The sequence below is a fragment of the Enterobacter sp. R-1.6.2 genome, assembly GCF_035064085.1.
Taxonomy (GTDB): Bacteria; Pseudomonadota; Gammaproteobacteria; order Enterobacterales; family Enterobacteriaceae; genus Enterobacter; species Enterobacter asburiae_B.
Genome location: NZ_JASEYI010000015.1, coordinates 109,894 through 129,909 on the forward strand (window position 1 = coordinate 109,894; position 20,016 = coordinate 129,909).

22 protein-coding genes are annotated in these 20,016 nt (G+C 61.4%); 3 read left to right on the top strand and 19 right to left on the bottom strand.

Annotation, left to right across the window (positions count from 1 at the left end; genetic code table 11):
• Window positions 1–158 precede the first annotated feature (158 nt).
• Window positions 159–890, top strand: coding sequence for a response regulator (locus QMN93_RS16805; protein WP_029740750.1), 732 nt, complete (start codon window positions 159–161; stop codon window positions 888–890).
• Here QMN93_RS16805 and QMN93_RS16810 read toward each other — a convergent pair.
• The 6 genes from QMN93_RS16810 to QMN93_RS16835 all read right to left on the bottom strand — a co-directional run bounded on the left by QMN93_RS16810 (window position 887) and on the right by QMN93_RS16835 (window position 7,056).
• Window positions 887–1,891, bottom strand: a complete 1,005-nt coding sequence (locus tag QMN93_RS16810) for a carbohydrate kinase family protein (protein WP_039262394.1) — start codon at window positions 1,889–1,891, stop codon at window positions 887–889. The two genes, QMN93_RS16805 and QMN93_RS16810, sit on opposite strands and share 4 nt — an antisense overlap.
• Entirely contained in the window at window positions 1,891–2,751 is an 861-nt protein-coding gene (locus QMN93_RS16815) for a ketose 1,6-bisphosphate aldolase (RefSeq protein ID WP_033144425.1), read from the bottom strand. The genes QMN93_RS16810 and QMN93_RS16815 overlap by 1 nt, the downstream gene beginning before the upstream one ends.
• A 10-nt stretch (window positions 2,752–2,761) precedes the next feature.
• A complete protein-coding gene (locus tag QMN93_RS16820) occupies window positions 2,762–3,448 on the bottom strand; it encodes a D-lyxose/D-mannose family sugar isomerase (protein ID WP_047059282.1) in 687 nt (228 codons plus the stop codon).
• 121 nt (window positions 3,449–3,569) lie between these two features.
• Window positions 3,570–4,511, bottom strand: coding sequence for an ABC transporter substrate-binding protein (locus tag QMN93_RS16825; protein WP_021242935.1), 942 nt, complete (start codon window positions 4,509–4,511; stop codon window positions 3,570–3,572).
• A gap of 32 nt (window positions 4,512–4,543) precedes the next feature.
• Window positions 4,544–5,539, bottom strand: a complete 996-nt coding sequence (locus QMN93_RS16830) for a ribose ABC transporter permease (RefSeq protein WP_023310077.1) — start codon at window positions 5,537–5,539, stop codon at window positions 4,544–4,546.
• On the bottom strand, window positions 5,536–7,056 hold the full coding sequence (locus QMN93_RS16835) for a sugar ABC transporter ATP-binding protein (protein ID WP_323619801.1): 1,521 nt from the start codon (window positions 7,054–7,056) through the stop codon (window positions 5,536–5,538). The genes QMN93_RS16830 and QMN93_RS16835 overlap by 4 nt, the downstream gene beginning before the upstream one ends.
• A 233-nt stretch (window positions 7,057–7,289) precedes the next feature.
• On the opposite strand from QMN93_RS16835, the gene QMN93_RS16840 reads away from it, so the two are divergent.
• Both QMN93_RS16840 and yjdP read left to right on the top strand, forming a co-directional pair.
• Window positions 7,290–9,572 (top strand): ATP-binding protein, encoded by a 2,283-nt coding sequence (locus QMN93_RS16840; protein ID WP_064672976.1) that lies wholly within the window; start codon window positions 7,290–7,292, stop codon window positions 9,570–9,572.
• Between the two features lie 69 nt (window positions 9,573–9,641).
• On the top strand, window positions 9,642–9,965 hold the full coding sequence (gene yjdP / locus QMN93_RS16845; RefSeq protein WP_039262386.1) for a DDRRRQL repeat protein YjdP: 324 nt from the start codon (window positions 9,642–9,644) through the stop codon (window positions 9,963–9,965).
• 40 nt (window positions 9,966–10,005) lie between these two features.
• On the opposite strand, the gene phnP is transcribed toward yjdP, so the two are convergent.
• From phnP to phnD, 13 genes are all read right to left on the bottom strand, one after another.
• The gene (gene phnP / locus QMN93_RS16850; protein WP_182382924.1) at window positions 10,006–10,764 is read right to left on the bottom strand and encodes a phosphonate metabolism protein PhnP; all 759 of its coding nucleotides are present in this window, start codon (window positions 10,762–10,764) and stop codon (window positions 10,006–10,008) included.
• A gap of 9 nt (window positions 10,765–10,773) precedes the next feature.
• Window positions 10,774–11,208: an aminoalkylphosphonate N-acetyltransferase gene (gene phnO / locus QMN93_RS16855; RefSeq protein WP_143346411.1), complete on the bottom strand. Its 435-nt coding sequence runs from the start codon at window positions 11,206–11,208 to the stop codon at window positions 10,774–10,776.
• Complete coding sequence (gene phnN / locus QMN93_RS16860; RefSeq protein WP_182383939.1) at window positions 11,201–11,752, bottom strand: ribose 1,5-bisphosphokinase; 552 nt, start codon at window positions 11,750–11,752, stop codon at window positions 11,201–11,203. The genes phnO and phnN overlap by 8 nt, the downstream gene beginning before the upstream one ends.
• Window positions 11,749–12,885 carry an alpha-D-ribose 1-methylphosphonate 5-triphosphate diphosphatase gene (phnM, locus tag QMN93_RS16865; RefSeq protein WP_182382925.1) on the bottom strand — a complete coding sequence of 379 codons (1,137 nt, stop codon included), beginning with the start codon at window positions 12,883–12,885 and terminating at the stop codon, window positions 11,749–11,751. The genes phnN and phnM overlap by 4 nt, the downstream gene beginning before the upstream one ends.
• Window positions 12,882–13,562, bottom strand: a complete 681-nt coding sequence (gene phnL / locus QMN93_RS16870; RefSeq protein WP_182382926.1) for a phosphonate C-P lyase system protein PhnL — start codon at window positions 13,560–13,562, stop codon at window positions 12,882–12,884. The genes phnM and phnL overlap by 4 nt, the downstream gene beginning before the upstream one ends.
• Before the next feature lie 106 nt (window positions 13,563–13,668).
• On the bottom strand, window positions 13,669–14,424 hold the full coding sequence (phnK, locus tag QMN93_RS16875; protein WP_182382927.1) for a phosphonate C-P lyase system protein PhnK: 756 nt from the start codon (window positions 14,422–14,424) through the stop codon (window positions 13,669–13,671).
• Window positions 14,421–15,266 carry an alpha-D-ribose 1-methylphosphonate 5-phosphate C-P-lyase PhnJ gene (phnJ, locus tag QMN93_RS16880; RefSeq protein WP_193138788.1) on the bottom strand — a complete coding sequence of 282 codons (846 nt, stop codon included), beginning with the start codon at window positions 15,264–15,266 and terminating at the stop codon, window positions 14,421–14,423. Before phnJ ends, phnK begins: the two co-directional genes overlap by 4 nt.
• Complete coding sequence (locus QMN93_RS16885) at window positions 15,259–16,323, bottom strand: carbon-phosphorus lyase complex subunit PhnI (RefSeq protein WP_033144436.1); 1,065 nt, start codon at window positions 16,321–16,323, stop codon at window positions 15,259–15,261. Before QMN93_RS16885 ends, phnJ begins: the two co-directional genes overlap by 8 nt.
• Entirely contained in the window at window positions 16,323–16,907 is a 585-nt protein-coding gene (gene phnH / locus QMN93_RS16890; protein ID WP_032662532.1) for a phosphonate C-P lyase system protein PhnH, read from the bottom strand. The genes QMN93_RS16885 and phnH overlap by 1 nt, the downstream gene beginning before the upstream one ends.
• Entirely contained in the window at window positions 16,904–17,356 is a 453-nt protein-coding gene (phnG, locus tag QMN93_RS16895) for a phosphonate C-P lyase system protein PhnG (protein WP_033144437.1), read from the bottom strand. The genes phnH and phnG overlap by 4 nt, the downstream gene beginning before the upstream one ends.
• The gene (gene phnF, locus QMN93_RS16900; RefSeq protein WP_023310091.1) at window positions 17,357–18,082 is read right to left on the bottom strand and encodes a phosphonate metabolism transcriptional regulator PhnF; all 726 of its coding nucleotides are present in this window, start codon (window positions 18,080–18,082) and stop codon (window positions 17,357–17,359) included.
• Window positions 18,083–18,102: 20 nt separating this feature from the next.
• The gene (gene phnE, locus QMN93_RS16905; protein WP_023334213.1) at window positions 18,103–18,882 is read right to left on the bottom strand and encodes a phosphonate ABC transporter, permease protein PhnE; all 780 of its coding nucleotides are present in this window, start codon (window positions 18,880–18,882) and stop codon (window positions 18,103–18,105) included.
• A gap of 117 nt (window positions 18,883–18,999) precedes the next feature.
• Entirely contained in the window at window positions 19,000–20,016 is a 1,017-nt protein-coding gene (phnD, locus tag QMN93_RS16910) for a phosphonate ABC transporter substrate-binding protein (protein WP_047059567.1), read from the bottom strand.

The window sequence follows — 20,016 nt, forward strand, 5'->3', positions numbered from 1 at the left end:
TGAAAACCCTGACAAAAAGCAGCCAATCGTCAAAATTGACGTGTCGACAGGGCAGCGGATGTGACATGGGTTGAATTTCCGTCACTGAAAAAACCATTTGACTGGAGCCGACGGCAGAATGGTTCAGACTTAACATAATCCCCTGACGGAAGCATACGATGAAACCGGCGATCCTGGTGGTTGATGACGATACGGCAGTCTGCGAACTGCTTCAGGACGTGCTGAGCGAGCACGTCTTTAGTGTGCTTGTCTGCCATAACGGCCAGGATGCACTGCGGCAGGTACAGCAGGAGCCGAATATCGCGCTGGTGCTGCTGGATATGATGCTGCCGGATATCAACGGCTTACAGGTTTTGCTGCAGCTGCAAAAGCAGCGCCCAGCGCTGCCGGTGATCATGTTAACCGGGCTGGGCAGTGAGTCAGACGTGGTGGTGGGGCTGGAGATGGGGGCTGACGATTATATCGGCAAACCTTTCAACCCGCGCGTGGTGGTCGCCCGCGTAAAAGCGGTATTGCGCCGTACCGGCGTGCTGGCGGCGGAAGTTCCCGCAGCGCCCGTCGCGGGCATTGCTTTTAACGGATGGACGCTCGATACCACCCGCTGTGAACTGAGCGATCCGCAGCGTAACCCTGTCCCCTTAACCCAGGGCGAGTACGGCTTGCTGCTGGCGCTCACGCAAAATGCCCGTCGGGTGCTGAGCCGTGACCGGCTGCTTGAGCTGACCCACAGCGAAAGCGCGGACGTGTTCGACCGCACGATTGACGTGTTGATCATGCGCCTGCGCCGGAAGATAGAGGCTAACCCGCATCAGCCTGCGCTCATCAAAACCATCCGTGGGCTGGGCTATGTGTTTGCCACCGACGTTTCCCATAGCGAGAAAGCGGCCTAGGTATTCTCTTTGATAAACAGCTGCAGCTCGGCCAGCGTTTTCGCGCCGTCAATCGCGTTGGCGGCCAGCAGGCTGGCCCGCGCGCAGGCGTGTGCCAGATAAATGCTCTCCGTGAGCGGGAGCGATTCATGGCAGCCGTATAAAAACCCCGCGCAAAACGCATCGCCCGCGCCAACGCTGCCGACAATCTCTTTCTGCTCCAGTAACCATGAGGGGATCCAGCGACCTTGCTCACCCGGCGCTTCGCCCCATGCGCCTTCCGGACAGTGGATCACCACCCGCTGACGCACGCCTGCCGCCAGCAGCTGCGTCGCGGCATCGGCGATATGGGCGATATTCAGCGCATCGTCGGCGTCGCGCATCTCCAGTCCGCTAAACTCCCCGGCTTCCAGCTCGTTAATCACCAGATAATCAAGGTGGCGCAGGGCTGGGAGCACCAGCGGCTGATAGCGCGGGTCGCCCTTGCGGGAAACCAGATCGAGCGACGTTTCATACCCCTGGTCGCGCATCTGCGCCAGCAGGCGCGCGCTGCGGGTGCCAAACTCGTCATCGGGCATATCCAGGCTGTCGAGCAGCAGCAGGTAGCCGAGATGGAAGATCTTCATCGATCCGTCTAAGCGATCGAAGGCGGGAAGATCCAGCAGGCGGTTGGCGCCCGGCGAGTGGAAAAAGGTGCGCTGTCCGCTGGGATCGGTCATCACCTGCGACATGGAGGTTGGTGCAAAGGTGGTGCGCTGGACGCGCTGGCGGTTGACGTGGTACTGGTCCAGCATCGCCAGAATGTAATCCCCGTCGGCATCTTCGCCAATCAGCCCCACCGCCTGCAGCGGCAGGCCAACGTGCATTTTCGCCAGCGTCAGCAGCACGTTGAGCGGCGCGCCGCCGGTTGAGCGTTCGCTGTGGGTGATTTCCGCCAGCCAGCCGCGCTCCGGCCACTGCACGATCTGGTGGACGTGATCCACCAGCATGTTGCCTGCGGCGATGATACCTTTGCGTTCCATTATGCCTGCCCCGCGCTGCCGAAGATGCGCATCTGTTCGGCGACCGTATCGGCAATCGCCTCTTCTATCCCCAGCAACAGCTCGGCAAATTCATCGTACAGCGGCTGGCGGTTCGCCATGCGCTGCTCAACGGCGGCGAGTGCGGCCTGCGACATGCCGGTGTAGAAGTTAATTTTATGAATGCCGAGCTCGATGGCGCGGCGGAAGTCGGCATCGCTAATCCCGGAGCCGCCGTGTAAAACCAGCGGCAGCCCCGTCTGCTGGCGAATGGCGTCCAGGCGTGGGAAATCGAGTTTCGGCTCGCCTTTGTATTTGCCGTGCGCGTTGCCGATGGCAACCGCCAGCGCGTCAATGCCGGTTGAATCGACAAATTCGCGCGCCAGCTGCGGATCGGTAAAGAACGCTTCATCCGCATGACCGTACAGCGCGCCGCCTTCATCGCCACCGACCGCGCCCAGCTCCGCCTCCACCGACACGCCGACCGCGTGGCACATCTTCACCACCTCCCGCGTCTGGCGAATGTTCTCCTCATAGCTCAGCGTAGAGCCATCGAACATTACCGAGCTGAACCCTAAGCGCAGGGCGCGCACCACCGCCTCGAAATGCAGGCCGTGGTCGAGGTTGAGCACCACGGGAATATCGTGACGGGCGGCTTCGAACTTAACCGCTTCGACAAGCGAATCCAGGGAGACGTACTTAAAATGCACTTCGGCGATGTTGATGATAAACGGCGAGCGTTCCTGCTTCGCGGCGGCGAACAGCGCGCGCAGGAAGTGGGAGTCGAGCACGTTAAACGCGCCCAGCGCGTAGCGATGCGCCCTGGCGTGCTCCAGACCGTCGGCAAGAGAGATCAATGGCATCATTTACTCCTTATATCCGGAACAGGTTGTACTCGTTGCACAGCACCAGCAGCGCCGGTTCGTCTTCTTCGATGTTGTTATAGCGGGCAACGGGCTGCAAAAAGTGGTTGTCGTGCTCGTCGTCGTTTACCGATGACACCTCCCCAACCAGCACGTCGCCGAAGCCGCGTTCGCCCCAGAAGCTGTGGTACAGAGTGGGTGTCAGGCAGATGCTTTCCCCTGGTGTGAGGCGCAGCTGGCTTCCGGGCGCGTGGGTCTGACGGCAGCCGTCGACGGTGACCGTCACGTCGGTGTTTTCCGTCTCTTCATGCGCCCCGGCATTCCATAACTCAATAATCAGATTCCCGCCGCCCCGGTTGATGATGTCTTCCCGCTTGCGCCAGTGAAAATGCATCGGCGTCACCTGGCCGTCGCGCACGTGCATAATTTTTTCGGCATAGCACTTTTCATAAGGCACGCCGTTGGGCGAGCCGTTGCGCAGGGTAAACAGCGTCAGGCCCTCAGCGGCAAAGCTGTTGCCGCCGAACGCCGTCACGTCCCAGCCGAGCTTGAGGTCGAACACTTCCTGCCATGCGGCCTGGTCAAGCTGCTGCCATTTCGTTGGCGGAAAGCTGGCAAAAGGCGGGAGGTGCACGTCGTGCATGGAAAAAAACTGTCGCGTGTGGCCGAGAATTTCATTGATGTCGGAGCGTTTCATGGGGACTCCTTGAATTTTATGCCATCCCCTCACCCCGGCCCTCTCCCTCAAGGAGAGGGGGAAATAAGTTCCCTCTCCCTGTGGGAGAGGGTTAGGGTGAGGGCATCAGGCCGCAACGAGGTTACTTAACCGTCCACCCCTTATAGGTCCCGACGTTCTTTTTATCGATCATCGTCACCGGGATCAGCACCGGCGCTTTCGGCGCAGGTTTGCCCTGTAGAATGTCATAGCCGATCTCCACCGCTTTTGCCGCCATCACCTGCGGATCCTGCGCCGGGGTCGCGACAAACAGCGAGTTTTCGCGCTTCAGCGCTTCCTCACCGTCCGGGCTGCCATCCACGCCGACGATAAAGAACTCGTTGCGCTGAGCCTGCTTCGCGGCCAGATCGGCACCGATCGCCGTCGGATCGTTAATCGCAAACACGCCGTCGATCTTCGGATTGGCCGCCAGCAGGGAGGTCATGACTTCCAGACCGCCTTCACGACTGCCCTTGGCGTTTTGGTTATCCGAGAGCACCTTGATATCCGGATGTTTTTTGAATTCCGTCTGGCAGCCTTCCACGCGGTTTTGCACCGCAGAGACCGGCGGTCCGTTGATGATCACCACGTTGCCTTTGCCTTTCAGGCGATCGGTAATGTACTTACAGGCCATTTCGCCCGCCTGGGTGTTATCGGAGGTGATGGTCGCATCCGCCCCTTCCGCCGCCACGTCAACCGCAACGACCACGATCCCGGCGTCCTTCGCGCGCTTCACCGCCGGTCCGATCCCTTTGGAATCCGCGGCGTTGAGGATGATCATGTCCACCTTCGCGGCGATGAAGTTATCGATCTGCGCCACCTGCTGGCCCAGATCGTAACCGCTGGAGACCAGCGTCACCTTGACGTTATCGCCAGCCAGCTTGCGCGCTTCCAGCTCGGCACCTTTGGTGATCTGCACAAAGAACGGGTTGGCCAGGTCGCCCACCGTCACGCCGATGGACTTCAGATCTTTTGCCTGCGCAAACGGCGTTGCGGCAAGCAGCGCGCCAGCACAGAGCGCGGTCACTAACGGTTTCAAACGCATGTTGTTTTCCTCGAAGCTGTAGGGTTTTGTTGTTATGCACTTTGATGGTGTCGGGTACGGTATTTGTCGATCAGCACCGCTATGATGATCACCGCCCCTTTGATCACCAGCTGCCAGAAGTAGGAGACGCCCATCAGCGTCATGCCGTTGTTGAGGGTGGCGATGATTAATGCGCCGACCAGCGTGCCGGTGATCGTGCCGATCCCGCCGACGAAGCTGGTGCCGCCGAGGATCACCGCCGCAATCGCATCCAGCTCGTAGCCCGTGCCGAGGTTGCCGTTGGCGCTGTAGAGGCGCGAGGCGCTCATCACGCCGCCGAGCCCGGAGAGCAGGCCGCTCATGCCGTAGACAAACAGCAGCACCAGCCAGACCTTGATGCCGGTCAGTCGCGCCGCCTGCATGTTGCCGCCCACCGCGTAGATGTGGACGCCGAGCGTGGTGCGGCGCAGGATGAACCAGCACACCGCAATCACCGCAAGGGCAATGACAACCAGCCACGGGATCGGGCCGAGGTAGTTATTGCCGATCCACTCGAAGCTGATGTTGGAGTTAATGACCGTCGTGCCGTCCGCCAGCAGATACGCCGCGCCGCGCAGCGCCGTATAGGTGCCGAGCGTCACGATGAAGGGCGGCAGCCCGGCAAAGGCCACCAGCGCGCCGTTGAACAGACCCAGCACCATGCCGAGCATCAGCGCTGCCGGAATGGAGAGCATCGCAAATTCAGGGATAAGCGAGACCACCATCGCCGCTACCGCCGTGGTGCCCAGAATCGAGCCCACGGAGAGGTCAATCCCGCCGGTTAAAATGATGAAGGTCATTCCCGCCGCCAGCACGATGTTGATCGACGCCTGACGGGTAATGTTGAGCAGGTTGCTCTCGGTGAAGAAGTTCGGGGCGATAAAGCCAAATACCGCCACAATCAGGATAAGAATCGGCAGGATGCCGACCGTTTGCATCAGATCGCTCATCAGCATTTTTTTGGCGGAGGCGGATTTCGCCACCTGCTGCGGATGGGTTGGAGTTGTCATGATTGCACCGCCTGATGATGAGTGTCGTTCACGCCGGTTGCCAGCGTCATAATGTTTTCCTGAGAGATGTCGCGCCCGTGGAGTTCACCCGAAATGCTGCCTTCCCGCATCACGTACACCCGGTCGCTCATGCCCACCACTTCCGGCAGCTCGCTGGAGATCATTAAAATCGCCACCCCTTTGCGCGCCATCTGGTTCATGATGCGGTAGATCTCGCTTTTCGCGCCGACGTCCACGCCGCGCGTGGGTTCGTCCAGAATCAGAATGCGCGGACCGATGGCCACCCAGCGGGAGATCAGCAGCTTTTGCTGATTGCCGCCGGACAGCCCGCCCGCCCGAACCTGCGAATGGGGCACGCGGATGTTAAGCAGGGCAATGGCGTCATCGGAAATGGCCTGCGCTTTTTTGCGGTTTAACATACCGAAGGTCGCGTCGCGCTCCAGCGTCGCCATGGTGATGTTCTCCTGCGCCGCCAGCTCCAGAAACAGCCCCTGCTCCTTGCGGTTCTCGGTGAGAAAACCGATGCCGTTTTCGATGGCCGCACGCGGGGAGTGGATCACCACCGGCTCGCCGTCGACCTCAATCATGCCGCCGGTGGCTTTACGCACGCCGAAAATCAGCTGCGCCAGCTCGGAGCGCCCGGCCCCCACCAGGCCCGCCAGCCCAACGATTTCGCCGGAACGGACCTGCAGGCTGCACGGCTGTACCTTTTTACCGTCGGTGAGGTGGTGGACGTTGAGGCGCGGGCTGCCGAGGGGAATATCACGCTCTTTGTTGAACAGATCGCTTAACGGGCGGCCCACCATCATGCGCACCAGCTCGGAGGCGTTCAGCTTGTCGCGCGTCAGGCTGCCGACGTACTGCCCGTCGCGCAGAACGCTGACGCGGTCAGAAAGTTCATACACTTCCGCCATGCGGTGGCTGATATAGATGATCGCCATCCCTTCATCGCGCAGGCGCAAAATCAGTTCGAACAGGCGGTGCGTTTCCCGCGAGGAGAGGGCGGCGGTGGGTTCATCCATCACCAGAATGCGGCTGTTGCGGTGCAGCGCGCGGGCGATTTCCACCTGCTGCTGCTCGGCGATGGTCAGCTTCATCACCAGGTCGGTGGCATTGAACTGTGCGCCGAGGCGCTCAATCACCGCCTGCGCCTGGGCGGCCATCTCTTTGCGCTGCACCATCCCGCCGCGCGACAGCTCGCTGCCAAGAAAAATATTTTCGGCAACGGTCAGGTTGGGCGCGAGCTGCATCTCCTGATAAATCAGGGTAATGCCTGCGGCCAGCGCATCTTTCGGCCCTTTAATGTGAAACGGCTGACCGTCGATCAGGATCTCACCGCTGGTGGCGGTATAGGCTCCCGCGAGAATTTTCATCAGCGTGCTTTTTCCCGCGCCGTTTTCGCCCATCAGCGCGTGGATCTCTCCGGGAAAGACCGTCAAATCCACACCCTTGAGCGCGTGGAAACTGCCAAACGTTTTGGCAATGCTGCGCATCTCTAATACCGGGGTTCTGGTCATGGCGGATCTCCTGCGAATGCCGATATCTGCACTTCATCACAGGTGCGTAAATGCAAAATGTCAGAAGCTGTTCATATTTGTCATAGTTATGAATAGCTAATGTAGATCACAGTTATTGAACTACCCTCACCCCGGCCCTCTCCCTGAAAGGGAGAGGGAGCAAATCATTCCCTCGCCCCTTTGGGGAGAGGGTTAGGGTGAGGGGACACCAAACCGCTCAGGAGCCCAAACCCATGCCATCACGCCGTCCGCCCTTTTTCGCCAGCGCCCGAGGCCGCCTGCTGATTTTTAATCTGCTGGTGGTCGCCGTGACGCTAATGGTGAGCGGCGTGGCGGTGCTCGGCTTTCGTCACGCCAGTCAAATCCAGGAGCAGGTTCAGCAGCAAACGCTGGACGATATGACCGGCAGCATGAACCTGGCCCGCGATACCGCCAACGTGGCGACGGCGGCGGTGCGGCTTTCGCAGGTCGTCGGGGCGCTGGAGTACAAAGGCGAAGCCGAGCGCCTGAAGCAGACGCAAATGGCGCTGCGCCGCTCGCTGGAACAGCTTGCGGAAGCGCCGCTGGCGCAGCAGGAGCCGGCGCTGGTGGCGCGTATTATTCAACGAAGCAATGAGCTACAGCAGAGCGTGACGGAGATGCTTGAGCGCGGCCAGCGGCGCCATCTGGAGCGTAACGCGCTGCTGAGCTCGCTGTATCAAAGCCAGAGCTACCTGCGTCATCTGCAGGACATCAACCGCCGTTACGACAGCAACGTGCCGGATGCGCAGCAGCTGATGGAGATGGACCGGCTGATCGCCGCCGCCATCGACACCCCTTCGCCGCGCGCGACCGTTCAGCAACTGGACGCCGTGGCCGCAGCGCTGCCCCGGAGTGCCGTACAGCCGGTCGTGAAGGGGGTTCTGCCTGATTTTAATGCCGAGTTAGGCAAGCTCGCCCCGCTGTCGAAGCAGCTGGAAGAGAGCGACCTGGCGATAAGCTGGTATATGTTCCACATTAAGGCGCTGGTGGCGATCCTCAACAGCGACATTAATCAGTACGTCGGGCAGGTGGCGCAGGCTTCCCGGCTTCGCACGGCCCAGAGCCATCACGAGCTGCAGTCCATCAGCGTGTTTATCAGCTTCTTCGCCGTGCTGGCGCTGATCATCACCGGGTGCGCCTGCTGGTATATCTACCGCAATCTGGCCTCTAACCTGACGGCGATTTCCCGGGCGATGTCGCGCCTTGCTCACGGCGAACAGGATGTCTCCGTTCCCGCCCTCCAGCGGCGCGATGAGCTGGGCGAGCTGGCGCGCGCGTTTAACGTTTTTGCCCGCAATACCGCCTCGCTTGAGCACACCACGCGCCTGCTGAAAGAGAAAACCACGCAGATGGAGATCGACCGCGTTGAGCGTCAGGGGCTGGAAGAGGCGCTGCTGCACAGCCAGAAGATGAAGGCGGTCGGACAGCTGACCGGCGGGCTGGCGCATGATTTTAACAACCTGCTGGCGGTAATCATCGGCAGCCTTGAGCTCACCGACCCCGAATCAAAAGACGCGCCGCGCATTACCCGGGCGCTGAAGGCGGCCGAGCGGGGTGCCTTACTGACGCAGCGCCTGCTGGCGTTTTCCCGCAAGCAGTCCCTGACGCCGCATGCGGTAGAGATGCTGCCGCTGCTGGAGAACCTCCGGGAGCTGATGCGCCACTCCCTGCCTGCTACCCTCACCCTGGAGATTGAAGCGCAAACCCCGGCGTGGCCCGCGTGGATTGACGTTAGCCAGCTGGAAAACGCCATCATCAACCTGGTGATGAACGCGCGCGATGCGATGGAAGGGCAAGGCGGGGTGATTAAAATCCGGACCTGGAATCAGCGCGTCACCCGCAGCGACGGGCGCAGGCAGGATATGGTGGCGCTGGAGGTGATTGACCGCGGCAGCGGCATGTCGCAGGAGGTGAAATCCCGGGTCTTTGAACCGTTCTTCACCACCAAGCAGACCGGAAGCGGAAGCGGGTTAGGCCTGTCGATGGTCTACGGCTTTGTGCGTCAGTCCGGCGGCCGCGTGGAAATTGAAAGCGCGCCGGGGCAGGGAACGACCGTTCGGCTTCACCTCCCGCGCTCGGTGCTGCCTGCTGCGGCAGACGATGAAGCGCTGTCAGCCACCGCCTCCGTCGATAGCGAGCGGCTGGTGCTGGTGCTGGAAGATGAAGCCGATGTTCGGCAAACCCTGTGCGAGCAGCTGCATCAGCTCGGCTACCTGACGCTGGAAGCGGACAACGGCGAGCAGGCGCTGAATATGCTGGCGGCGTCGCCGGATATTGGCATGTTTATCAGCGACCTGATGCTGCCCGGCAGCCTCAGCGGCGCCGAGGTGATTAACCATGTGCGCAGCCATTATCCGCAGCTTCCTGTGCTGCTGATCAGCGGCCAGGATCTACGGCCCGCGCATAACCCTCAGCTGCCGGACGTCCCGCTACTGCGTAAGCCGTTTACGCGGGTGCAGCTGGCGCAGGCGCTGCGCAAGGTTATGGTAATTTGAGATTCCTCCGCTACCCCGGCTTCCCGCCGTTCATTATCGTAAGGCCAGTTCACCTGCGAGTCTGGCCTTATGAAACGTTACTCAACTGCTCTGTTATTCGGTCTGCTGTCACTCACCAGCCAACTGGCTCATGCCGATATTGTTGATGATGCTATTGGCAACATTCAGCAGGCGATCAACGATGCCTATAACCCCGGCAGCAGCCGCAGCAATGACGACGACGATCGTTATGACCGCAGCCGTCAAATCGACAGTCGACAATACGACGATCGTCGTCGGCAGCTTGAAGACAGACGCCGTCGTTTAGATGAACGTCAGCGTCAGCTGGATGACGATCGCCGTCGGTTAGAAGAGGATGAGCGCAGGTTAGAAGACGATTACGATCGAGGCTAAGTGCGGCCTGTTGCCCTCAACCACGGGAGAGGGAGAAAACCTAATCCAGCACCAGCACCATCCCGTCATAGCCCGCTTCTATGCCCTGCGGCAGCGGGTTATCCATCATCCACACGTCAAACTGATGGCTGATATGCGTCAGGATCACCTGCGGGCAGCCAATCGCTTCGTTTAACGCAATTACGGTATTTAAGTCGCAATGGTTTCGCGGTGTTTCCTCGCGCGGCTCATGGCTGCAGTCGAAAATTATTGCCTGCGGCTGGTTGTTGAGCAGGAACTTCACCGTTTTCTCCGGCAGTCCGGCGGTGTCGGAGAGCCAGGCCACGCGGCTGTGGGCCGATTCCAGCAAATACCCGAAGGTCAGTTTCGAATGGTTGAGCGGCAGCGGCGTGACCCGCAAACCCTGAAGCTCAAACATCACAAACGGTTCGACCGTGTGGCTGAAATCCAGAATGCCGGGGTGCTTAAACAGGTCGTCGCATCCGGCGTCGTCCGGCGGACCGTAAACCGGGATCGTCGCCCCCACGCCCCAGCGCAGGGGGAACAGCCCCTGAACGTGATCCATATGGTAATGGGTGAGCAAGAACTGCTGGAAGCTGCCCGCCGGCCAATCGTCCATCAGGTGCGGAATACCGGCATCCAGCAGGGTGACGGCATCGTTGAATTTCACCACCGCGCTGCACGGGCGACGGCGATAGTTATCCTGCAGGCGCGCCCGGCGACACGCCGCGCAGTCGCAGCCAAAGACCGGCACCAGCTGGGCGCCACCCGTTCCCGTCAACGTGATGGTCAGACTCATAGCGCACCTCTACAGCGGTTTGGTGAATCGGAAATGGCTCTGCGTGTATCCTTCACGAACGTAAAAACGGTGCGCGTCGGTGCGCTTCACGCTGGTGGAAAGTTCGGTCAGCTCCGCGCCGGCCTGTCGCGCTACCTCTTCCGCCCAGGCCAGCAGGTGACTTCCGACCTTTAACCCTCGCGCCTGCGGCATTACGACCAGCTCCTGGATCTCGCCGATCCAGCGCGCATGGTGCAGGTGAAACTGCATGTGCAGGCCGATCATGCCGATGACCTGTCCCTCTCTCTCCGCAAGCTGGTAGCGCATGTTGCGATCCTGCAGGTTGGCAAGAAACCCGGCGTGGAACGCCTGATGGTCGAACTCTGCCTGCTTGAGCTCGCAGATCAGGGCGTAAACACTCTGCGCATCGTCGGCGGTGGCGGGGCGAAGCTGGCAGTCAGGCATGCTGTTTCTCCTTCTGACGGATAAGCGATAAAAAGGTCTCGACTGACTGTAGCAAACTTCCGTCGTTATTGAGGATGTAGCAGTCCGACGGGGCATAGCGGGCCGCACGCTCAAGCCGCTGATCGATCTCACGGGCTGATTCACGCCCCCGACTCTGCAACCGGCTGCGCAGAACGTCCGGCGAAACCTGCAGGCAGACCGGCAGCAGGGCCGCCTCATAGCGGGCGCGCGCTTGCGGCAGATGCGCACGCGAGCCGTTAACCAGCACGTCGAACCCCGCATGCAGCCAGAGGTCGATTTCGATGCCCACGCCATAGTAATAACCGTTGGCGTGCCAGCTCAGCGCCAGCAGGTTTTGCCCGGCGCGGATGAAAAACTCCTGCTCGCTCAGGGCGATATGGTTTTCACTCCCGGCATTGGCCGCGCGGGTAATATAGCGGTGTGCGACCAGCAGCTGCGGATGTTCCCGCTGCCGTAAGGCGGACAGCAGGCTGTCTTTACCGGAGCCGGAGGGCCCCATTAACCAGATGAGCCTTCCCATCAGAACACCCTTTTTCCCTGACGCCAGACGTGGTCGATGTGAACGTGCTCGCCCTTGCGGTGGGCCAGCACCAGATCCGCGCGTTTACCCTCGGCGATTTCCCCGCGATCCTGAAGATTAAGCGCCGAGGCCGGGTTTTTCGTCACCAGGCGAATCGCCTGCGGCAGCGTAAAGCTGTTGCTCTCGTCGTCGGCGACCCGGAACGCCGCATCCAGCAGGCTGGCGGGGTAGTAGTCGGACGAGAGAATATCCAGCAGATCCAGGGAGGCAAGCCTGCTTGCCGCGACGTTGCCGGAGTGCGATCCGCCGCGCACGATGTTTGGTGCGCCCATCAGCACGTTCATGCCGTGCCTGCGGGAGGCTTCAGCCGCTTCAAACGTGGTGGGAAATTCGGCGATCACGCTGCCAAGCTGGTGGGATTCGCGCACGTGATCGTGCGTGGCATCGTCATGGCTGGCCAGCGCGATATTGCGGTCACGACACATCGCGGCAATCCTGAGACGGTTTGGCTGCGACCACTGGGCGGCAAGCGCCAGCTGCTCTTCCTCGTAGCGGGCCATCTCCGCATCGCTGAGAGAATATTTGCCCTGATAGTATTCGCGATACTTTTCAATGTTGGCGAACTGGCGCTGCCCCGGCGAGTGGTCCATCAGGGAGACCAGCGACACCGGCTCGCGCCCGACCAGTTTTTCAAACAGCGGCAGGGTGGTGTGGTGCGGCAGCTCGCAGCGCAGGTGCAGACGGTGCTCGGCGCGGTTGAGGCCGCGTTTTTGCGTCTCCTCTACGGCGTTGATCATCTTCTCCAGATTCTCCAGTCGATCGCCGCCGTCGCGCACGTCGCCAATCGCCACCGCGTCCAGCACGGTGGTGATGCCGCTGGCGACCATCAGCGCGTCATGGCTGCTCATCGCCGAATGGGCGGGCCAGTCGACCTTCGGGCGCGGGGTGAAAAATTTGTCCAGATTATCGGTATGCAGCTCAATCAGCCCCGGCAGCAGCCAGCCGCCTTCACCGTCCATCGCTTCAGGGGTACGGCTTTGGGTTTCGGCAAAGGCGCGAATAACGCCTTCATGGACTTCAACCGAGCCATTAACGACTTCATTTTCCAGCACCAGCCTGACGTTATTGATAATCATGCGTGGATCCCCATCGGGTGCAATCTGTCCGCCACGCGGCTGCGTACGGCGTCGTCGTGGAAGATCCCGACGATCGCCGCGCCGCGCGCTTTGGCCTGTTCGATCAGTTCCACCACGGCCGCGCTGTTTTTGCCGTCGAGCGAGGCGGTGGGTTCATCCAGAAGTAAAATCGGGTAGTCGACGATAAACCCGCGGGCGATATTCACGCGCTGCTGCTCGCCGCCGGAAAAGGTCGACGGAGCGAGGTGCCACAGGCGCTCCGGCACGTTGAGGCGCGTCAGCAGGCTGGCGGCTTTGGCGGCGCAGGCTTCTCGCGGCACGCCGAGATCCAGCAGCGGCTGCATCACCACGTCCAGAGCGGAGATCCGCGGGATCACCCGCAGAAACTGGCTGACCCAGCCGATCGTCGTGCGGCGCACTTCCAGCACTTTGCGCGCGGGGGCCTGCACCAGATCGACCCATTCATCGTTGTGGCGAATGTGAATGTGGCCTTCATCCGGCAGATAGTTGGCGTACAGGGAGCGTAGCAGGGTGGATTTTCCGCTGCCGGAATGGCCGTGCAGCACCACGCATTCGCCGCTGTTGACCTCTAACGAGGCATTTTGCAGCACCGGCAGACGCACGCCGTTTTGCTGGTGGAGCACAAAGGTCTTACTTACGTTTTGTACGTGGATCATGTTGGCCTCGCGATACGTTTTGCCGGGTGGCGGCTTCGCCTTACCCGGCCTACAGGTGCGGTGTTCGTAGGCCGGGTAAGCGCAGCGCCACCCGGCAACAGCAACCTCAGTTCTGCAATACGGACGACACCAGCAGCTGGGTGTACGGATGGTGTGGATCGTCGAGCACCCGGTCGGTTAACCCACTTTCCACCACCTGGCCCTGCTTCATCACCAGCAGACGGTCCGCCAGCAGGCGCGCGACGCCCAGATCGTGGGTGACAATCACCACCGCGAGGTTCAGCTCCACCACCAGGCCGCGCAGCAGGTCGAGCAGGCGCGCCTGCACGGAGACGTCCAGCCCGCCGGTGGGTTCATCCATAAACACCAGCTTCGGATGGGTGACCAGGTTGCGCGCAATCTGCAGGCGCTGCTGCATCCCGCCGGAGAAGGTTGTCGGCAGGTCGTCGATGCGCGAGGCGGGGATTTCCACATCGATCAGCCAGTTCTGGGCGGTGGCGCGGATGTTGCCGTAGTGGCGCGCGCCGGTAGCCATCAGGCGTTCGCCGATGTTGCCCCCGGCTGAGACCTGACGGCGCAGGCCGTCCATCGGGTGCTGATGCACCACGCCCCACTCGGTGCGCAGCAGGCGGCGGCGCCCGGCCTCGCTCATGCCGTACAGCGAGGCGCCCTCATACAAAATGTCGCCGTTCTGCGGCGTCAGGCGTGCGGAGATGGACTTCAGCAGGGTGGTTTTGCCGGAGCCGGACTCGCCGACGATCCCCAGCACCTCGCCCGGCCACAGCTCGAACGACACGTCGCTAAAGCCTTTGCCCGGCGCATACAGGTGAGTCAGGTTATTAACCGAAAGCAGCGGTTTCATTGGCCGTTCGCCTCGCTCTGTTGGCGGCAGTAATCGGTGTCGGAGCAGACAAACATCCGTTTGCCCGTGTCGTCCAGCACCACCTCGTCCAGATAGCTGTGTTTGGATCCGCAGATGGCGCACGGCTCGTCCCACTCCTGCACCGTAAACGGGTGATCGTCGAAATCCAGGCTTTCCACGCGGGTGTAAGGCGGGACGGCGTAGATGCGCTTTTCGCGCCCGGCGCCGAACAGCTGCAGGGCGGGCATCATGTCCATCTTCGGGTTATCGAATTTTGGGATTGGCGACGGGTCCATCACGTAGCGCCCGTTCACCTTCACCGGGTAGGCGTAGGTGGTGGCGATATGGCCGAAGCGGGCGATATCCTCATACAGCTTCACCTGCATGACGCCGTACTCTTCCAGCGCGTGCATGGTGCGGGTTTCCGTTTCGCGCGGCTCGATAAAACGCAGCGGCTCCGGGATCGGCACCTGGAAAATCAAAATCTGATCTTCAGTGAGCGGGGTTTCCGGGATGCGGTGACGGGTCTGGATCAGCGTTGCGTCTTCGGTTTTTTCGGTGGTATTGACGCCGGTTACGCGCTGGAAGAAGCTGCGGATCGACACGGCGTTGGTGGTGTCGTCGGCACCCTGGTCGATGACCTTCAGCACGTCCGCCTTGCCGATCACGCTGGCGGTGATCTGAATACCGCCCGTGCCCCAGCCGTAGGGCATCGGCATTTCGCGGCCGCCGAACGGCACCTGATAGCCCGGAATGGCCACCGCTTTTAAGATGGCGCGGCGGATCATGCGTTTGGTTTGCTCATCCAGATAGGCAAAGTTGTAGCCGCTTAAGTTAGCCATTTTTGCGCTCCCGTTGCAGGCGTTTCAGCAGTTCCAGTTCGGCCTGGAAATCGACGTAGTGCGGCAGCTTGAGGTGCGAGACGAAGCCAGCGGCCTCAACGTTATCCGCGTGGGCCAGCACAAACTCTTCGTCCTGCGCCGGGCCTGCAACGTGCTCGCCGTAGTCCGGTGCCTGCAGGGCGCGGTCGACCAGCGCCATGGCCATGGCCTTGCGCTCGCCGAGGCCGAACACCAGCCCGTAGCCGCGGGTAAAGTGCGGGTCTTCGTCTTCCGGGGCGACGAAACCGTTCACCATTTCACACTCGGTCATTAGCAGTTCGCCGACGTTCACCGCAAAACCCAGCTCTTCCGGTACGATTTCAATGTCGATATAGCCACTGCGAATTTCGGCCGCAAACGGGTGGTTGCGCCCGTAGCCGCGCTGGGTGGAGTAGGCCAGCGCCAGCAGATAGCCTTCGTCGCCGCGCATCAGCTGCTGCAGGCGGGACGAGCGCGAGCACGGGTAAACCGGCGGCGTGCGGGTGATGTCATCCGGCTGCGCGCCTGAATCTTCTTCCGTCTTCGCCAGGCCCTGTTTTGCCAGCAGGCTGAAGACGTGCGGAGACGGTTCCTGTTCGGCGTCGGAGGTGCTGAGCTGCGGCGATTCGCCGTTCGCCAGCAGGGTGAAATCCAGCAGGCGGTGGGTGTAGTCGTAGGTGGGGCCAAGCAGCTGGCCGCCGGGAACGTCTTTATAAACGGCAGAAATGCGGCGTTCCAGGCGCATCTCCGCCGTATTCACCGGCTCGCTGACTGCCAGTTTCGCGAGCGTGGTGCGGTAGGCGCGCAGCAGGAAGATGGCTTCCACGTTGTCGCCGCTGGCCTGCTTCAGGGCCAGCGCCGCCAGCTCGCGATCGGCGATGCCGCCCTCGGTCATCACGCGGTCGACGGCGAGATTTAGCTGCTGCTCAATCTGGGCGACGCTCAGCTCGGGAAGCCGTTCATCGCCCCGTCGTCTGTGCGCCTGTAGCGCATGGGCGGCGGCGATGGCCTTCTCGCCCCCTTTGACGGCAACGTACATCAGCACACCTCCACGTGGGTGGTCCGCGGGATTGCCAGCAGGCGCTCGCCGCAGGTCAGGATCAGGTCAATGCCCAGCGGGAACGGGTGCGGGCGCTCGGTCAGCTCGTGAATGATGCACTCCGGCAGTTGCGGCGCGACCATGCGCTCGTCGGCGATGCCTGCCCCCGTGAGGCGCAGCATGCGGCCGCCGCTCAGGCTGGAGACCTGCAGGATCAGCGTGGCGCTGGTCTCCGGGGCGACGGCGCTGCCTTCGCTCAGGGCGTTCAATTGCTCATGGCTGATTTGCTCGTCAGCCACGGCAAAAACCGCCTGCTGGGGCTGATCGACCAGCGGAGCGCTGGTGTGAAAACGCAGGTTCTGGCTGGCGATATCGTTCGACAGCGCGCCCGAAAGCCACACCGGTGTGTCGTTGTCGGCAAGCGTCAGCAGCACGCTGGTGGTCGCCAGGTTCAGCGGCAGCCAGCCCTGGGAGAGCTGGTGCAGCGAGACGATCACGCCCGGCTCGCTCATCGCTTTCAGCAGGCGACGAAAACTGTGTTGGGCATCCTGGACGGCCAGGGTAAAAGCAGGTTGAAGCGTCATGCGTTGTCTCCGCGAACGAGCGTAAAGAAGTCGACCCGGCTGGTATTCACTTCGGCCTGACGTGCGGCAATGCGCGCGGCGCGGTCGGCTTCCAGCGGGGCAATAAGGGTTTCCATTAACGTCTGGAAATAGGGTTGTTCCTGTAAAAGCGCGTCGATCACCGCGCAGCGCTCGGCGTGCGCTTTGTCGCGCCCCAGCACGTAGCTGTAGCCCAGCGTGCCGCTGTTCAGGCGGATTGCCGCGCGGGTGAGGGTGGCATCTCCGGCGAAAAAGCGTTCTCCGGTGCCGCCCATGCGCGCCTGGATCTGAACGAGGCCGATCTCCGGGGCGCGAAGGGTGTCGTAGTCTGGCGTCAGGCTGAGCGCGTTCATGCGGGCAGCCAGCGCGGCAGGCTGGCTGTGGGCCAGCACGCGCATCCAGCGCTGTCGGGTGGCGGTGTCGAAGTGCATTCAGTGCTCCATGGTGAATTCGATCATGTCGGCGCGGGTCAGGCTGACGGAGTATTCCGTCGCGTTGATCTCGCCGTCACGGTGGTTGAGGGTGCGCACGCAGAGCAGCGGGGCCATATTGGGGATTTCGAGCACTTTGCTCTCTTTCGCCTGCGCGCGACGGGCGCTGATGCGGGTCTGGGTGCGCTTGAGCGCAATGCCGGTCGCATCCTGAAGAAAATCATGCAGCGAGCCGCTGGAGAAATGCTGGAGCACAGGCCAGAGGGCGAGGTCCGCAAAGTAATGGTCTATCTGGCATACCGCCACGCCGTTAACGCGACGCAGGGTACGCAGGTGAATGACATCGTCGCCCTCCTGAATGCCCAGCGCGTCCGCCACGTGGCTGGAGGCCGGACGCAGTACCGAGAGCAGCTTTTCGCTGGTCGGGTGGCTGCCCTGATCCAGCAGGTTCTGGCTAAAGCGCGCCTGGGCGTTTAGCGGGTAGTCGAACGGGCGCATCAGCACCAGCACGCCCACGCCCTGACGGCGCTGGACCCAGCCGCGCTCGACCAGCTGGTCAATGGCGCGACGCAGGGTGTGGCGGTTCACTTCATAGCGGTCGGCAAGCTGCTGCTCGGCGGGCAGGTAGTCCCCGCAGCGGTAGTGTGTGCGCAGCTCCACTTCGAGCTTTGCCGCAATCTCTTGCCAGCGGGTGGGATAACTGGTCGGATGTCTGGATAAGTGCATAGAAAACAAAGCCTCGCTTCTCAGATGAAGTGCTTACGCAAACGTTGAGAGAGGAAATCCAGCAGGCTGACGGTGACGATGATGAGCACCATCAGGGCGCAGGTTTGCTGGAACTGAAAACCGCGAATCGCTTCCCACAGGGTGACGCCAATCCCGCCTGCGCCCACCATGCCGACTACCGTCGCGGAGCGGACGTTGGACTCAAAGCGGTACAGGGAGTAGGAGATCAGGAGCGGCATAACCTGCGGCAGGACGCCGTACAGGATCTCTTCGATTTTGTTGGCGCCCGTTGCGCGGATGCCTTCCACCGGGCCGGGCTCGATGGCTTCGACCGCTTCGGAGAGCAGCTTGGAGAGCACGCCGGTGGTGTGGATGAACAGCGCCATCACGCCGGCGAACGGACCCAGGCCAACGGCGACCACGAACAGCATCGCAAAGACCATTTCATTGATGGCGCGACAGGCGTCCATCAGGCGACGCATCGGCTGGTATACCCACCACGGCACGATGTTTTCGGCGCTCATCAGGCCAAACGGAATGGAGAGAACGACGGCAAGAGCGGTGCCCCAGACGGCGATTTGCAGGGTGACCGCCATTTCGCTGAGGTAATCCTGCCACTGGCTGAAGTCCGGCGGGAAGAAGTCGGCGGCGAAGGTCGCCATGTTGCCCGCGTCTTTGAAGAGCAGCAGCGGATCCATTTCCGCGCCCTTCCAGGAGATAACCAGCACCGCCAGCAGGATGGCCCAGCTTATGAGCGAGAACCAGCTGCGCTTCGGCGGCGGGAGGGTGATGGTTTGCATGTTGGCTCCTTTGGGTTTAGTCCCCTCTCCCTTGAGGGAGAGGGTTAGGGTGAGGGGGAAATGTGCGCGCTGATGCCCTCACCCCGGCCCTCTCCCACTGGGAGAGGGAGAAAGGCACTACTGCACCGCTTTATTCACGCTCGTCATCGCACCGAGCGCGGCGGTCAGGCGGTCGAGGTCTTCCAGCTGGGCTTCAATTGCGGCCACTTTGCTGGTCTTCTCCTCGTCCTTCAGCCCTTTGTTGTCCTTCACGCCCTGCATCTCTTTAAACAGCGCCAGCTGGCGAATCGGGACCAGCTGCAGGTCGCTTGACGGGCGGAACGGTGCCCAGCCCAGACGCGCCAGGACCGCTTTCTCTTCCGGCGTTTTGCCATAGGTCATAAAGAAGTCGTACACCTTGTCCTTGGTGCTCTCGGACAGGTTTTTACGCCACACGATCGGGTCGCCCGGGATCAGCGGCGATTTCCAGATAACCTTGATCTCTTTCAGCTTGTCCGGCGCGGAAGTTTTCAGCTTGTCGAGGTTCTCGGTGTTGTTGGTAGCAACGTCCACCTGCTTGTTGGCCACGGCCAGGGCGTTGGTTTCGTGGCTGGCGTTCACCGTGCGTTTGAAGTCGCTGGCGGAGGCGTTGTTTTTGGCGAAGACGTAGTAGCCAGGGACAAGGTAGCCGGAGGTCGAGTTCGGGTCGCCGTTGCCGAAGGTCAGCTCTTTGCGTTTGGCGAGCATGTCGTTGAGGTTGTTGATCGGGCTGTCTTTGTTCACGATCAGCACGCTCCAGTAGCCCGGGGAGCCATCTGCCGCGACGGTCTGGGCAAAGACCTGGCCGTTCGCGCGGTCCACCGCTTCCATGGCGGAGAGGTTGCCGTACCAGGCGATGTCCACTTTATTAAAGCGCATCCCCTGGATGATGCCCGCGTAGTCCGGGGCGAAGAAGGCGTTCACTTTGATCCCCAGCTTAGTTTCCATATCTTTCAGGAACGGTTCCCACTGAGGCTTCAGGTTCTGCTGTGATTCCGTCGAAATAATGCCGAAGTTCAGCGCTTTTTCCTGCTCTTGTGCATACGCCGGGCTTAACAGGGTGCTGAGGCTGAACATGCTGGTAAAGGCCAGCGCGGCAACGGCTTTGTAGCTCAT

What these genes read in the sequence shown, in the direction of transcription:
- QMN93_RS16805 (WP_029740750.1), top strand. Translation starts at nt 159, where the DNA reads ATGAAACCGGCGATCCTGGTGGTTGATGACGATACGGCAGTCTGCGAA.
- QMN93_RS16810 (WP_039262394.1), bottom strand. Translation starts at nt 1,891, where the DNA reads ATGGAACGCAAAGGTATCATCGCCGCAGGCAACATGCTGGTGGATCAC.
- QMN93_RS16815 (WP_033144425.1), bottom strand. Translation starts at nt 2,751, where the DNA reads ATGCCATTGATCTCTCTTGCCGACGGTCTGGAGCACGCCAGGGCGCAT.
- QMN93_RS16820 (WP_047059282.1), bottom strand. Translation starts at nt 3,448, where the DNA reads ATGAAACGCTCCGACATCAATGAAATTCTCGGCCACACGCGACAGTTT.
- QMN93_RS16825 (WP_021242935.1), bottom strand. Translation starts at nt 4,511, where the DNA reads ATGCGTTTGAAACCGTTAGTGACCGCGCTCTGTGCTGGCGCGCTGCTT.
- QMN93_RS16830 (WP_023310077.1), bottom strand. Translation starts at nt 5,539, where the DNA reads ATGACAACTCCAACCCATCCGCAGCAGGTGGCGAAATCCGCCTCCGCC.
- QMN93_RS16835 (WP_323619801.1), bottom strand. Translation starts at nt 7,056, where the DNA reads ATGACCAGAACCCCGGTATTAGAGATGCGCAGCATTGCCAAAACGTTT.
- QMN93_RS16840 (WP_064672976.1), top strand. Translation starts at nt 7,290, where the DNA reads ATGCCATCACGCCGTCCGCCCTTTTTCGCCAGCGCCCGAGGCCGCCTG.
- yjdP (WP_039262386.1), top strand. Translation starts at nt 9,642, where the DNA reads ATGAAACGTTACTCAACTGCTCTGTTATTCGGTCTGCTGTCACTCACC.
- phnP (WP_182382924.1), bottom strand. Translation starts at nt 10,764, where the DNA reads ATGAGTCTGACCATCACGTTGACGGGAACGGGTGGCGCCCAGCTGGTG.
- phnO (WP_143346411.1), bottom strand. Translation starts at nt 11,208, where the DNA reads ATGCCTGACTGCCAGCTTCGCCCCGCCACCGCCGACGATGCGCAGAGT.
- phnM (WP_182382925.1), bottom strand. Translation starts at nt 12,885, where the DNA reads ATGATTATCAATAACGTCAGGCTGGTGCTGGAAAATGAAGTCGTTAAT.
- phnL (WP_182382926.1), bottom strand. Translation starts at nt 13,562, where the DNA reads ATGATCCACGTACAAAACGTAAGTAAGACCTTTGTGCTCCACCAGCAA.
- phnK (WP_182382927.1), bottom strand. Translation starts at nt 14,424, where the DNA reads ATGAAACCGCTGCTTTCGGTTAATAACCTGACTCACCTGTATGCGCCG.
- phnJ (WP_193138788.1), bottom strand. Translation starts at nt 15,266, where the DNA reads ATGGCTAACTTAAGCGGCTACAACTTTGCCTATCTGGATGAGCAAACC.
- QMN93_RS16885 (WP_033144436.1), bottom strand. Translation starts at nt 16,323, where the DNA reads ATGTACGTTGCCGTCAAAGGGGGCGAGAAGGCCATCGCCGCCGCCCAT.
- phnH (WP_032662532.1), bottom strand. Translation starts at nt 16,907, where the DNA reads ATGACGCTTCAACCTGCTTTTACCCTGGCCGTCCAGGATGCCCAACAC.
- phnG (WP_033144437.1), bottom strand. Translation starts at nt 17,356, where the DNA reads ATGCACTTCGACACCGCCACCCGACAGCGCTGGATGCGCGTGCTGGCC.
- phnF (WP_023310091.1), bottom strand. Translation starts at nt 18,082, where the DNA reads ATGCACTTATCCAGACATCCGACCAGTTATCCCACCCGCTGGCAAGAG.
- phnE (WP_023334213.1), bottom strand. Translation starts at nt 18,882, where the DNA reads ATGCAAACCATCACCCTCCCGCCGCCGAAGCGCAGCTGGTTCTCGCTC.
- phnD (WP_047059567.1), bottom strand. Translation starts at nt 20,016, where the DNA reads ATGAGCTACAAAGCCGTTGCCGCGCTGGCCTTTACCAGCATGTTCAGC.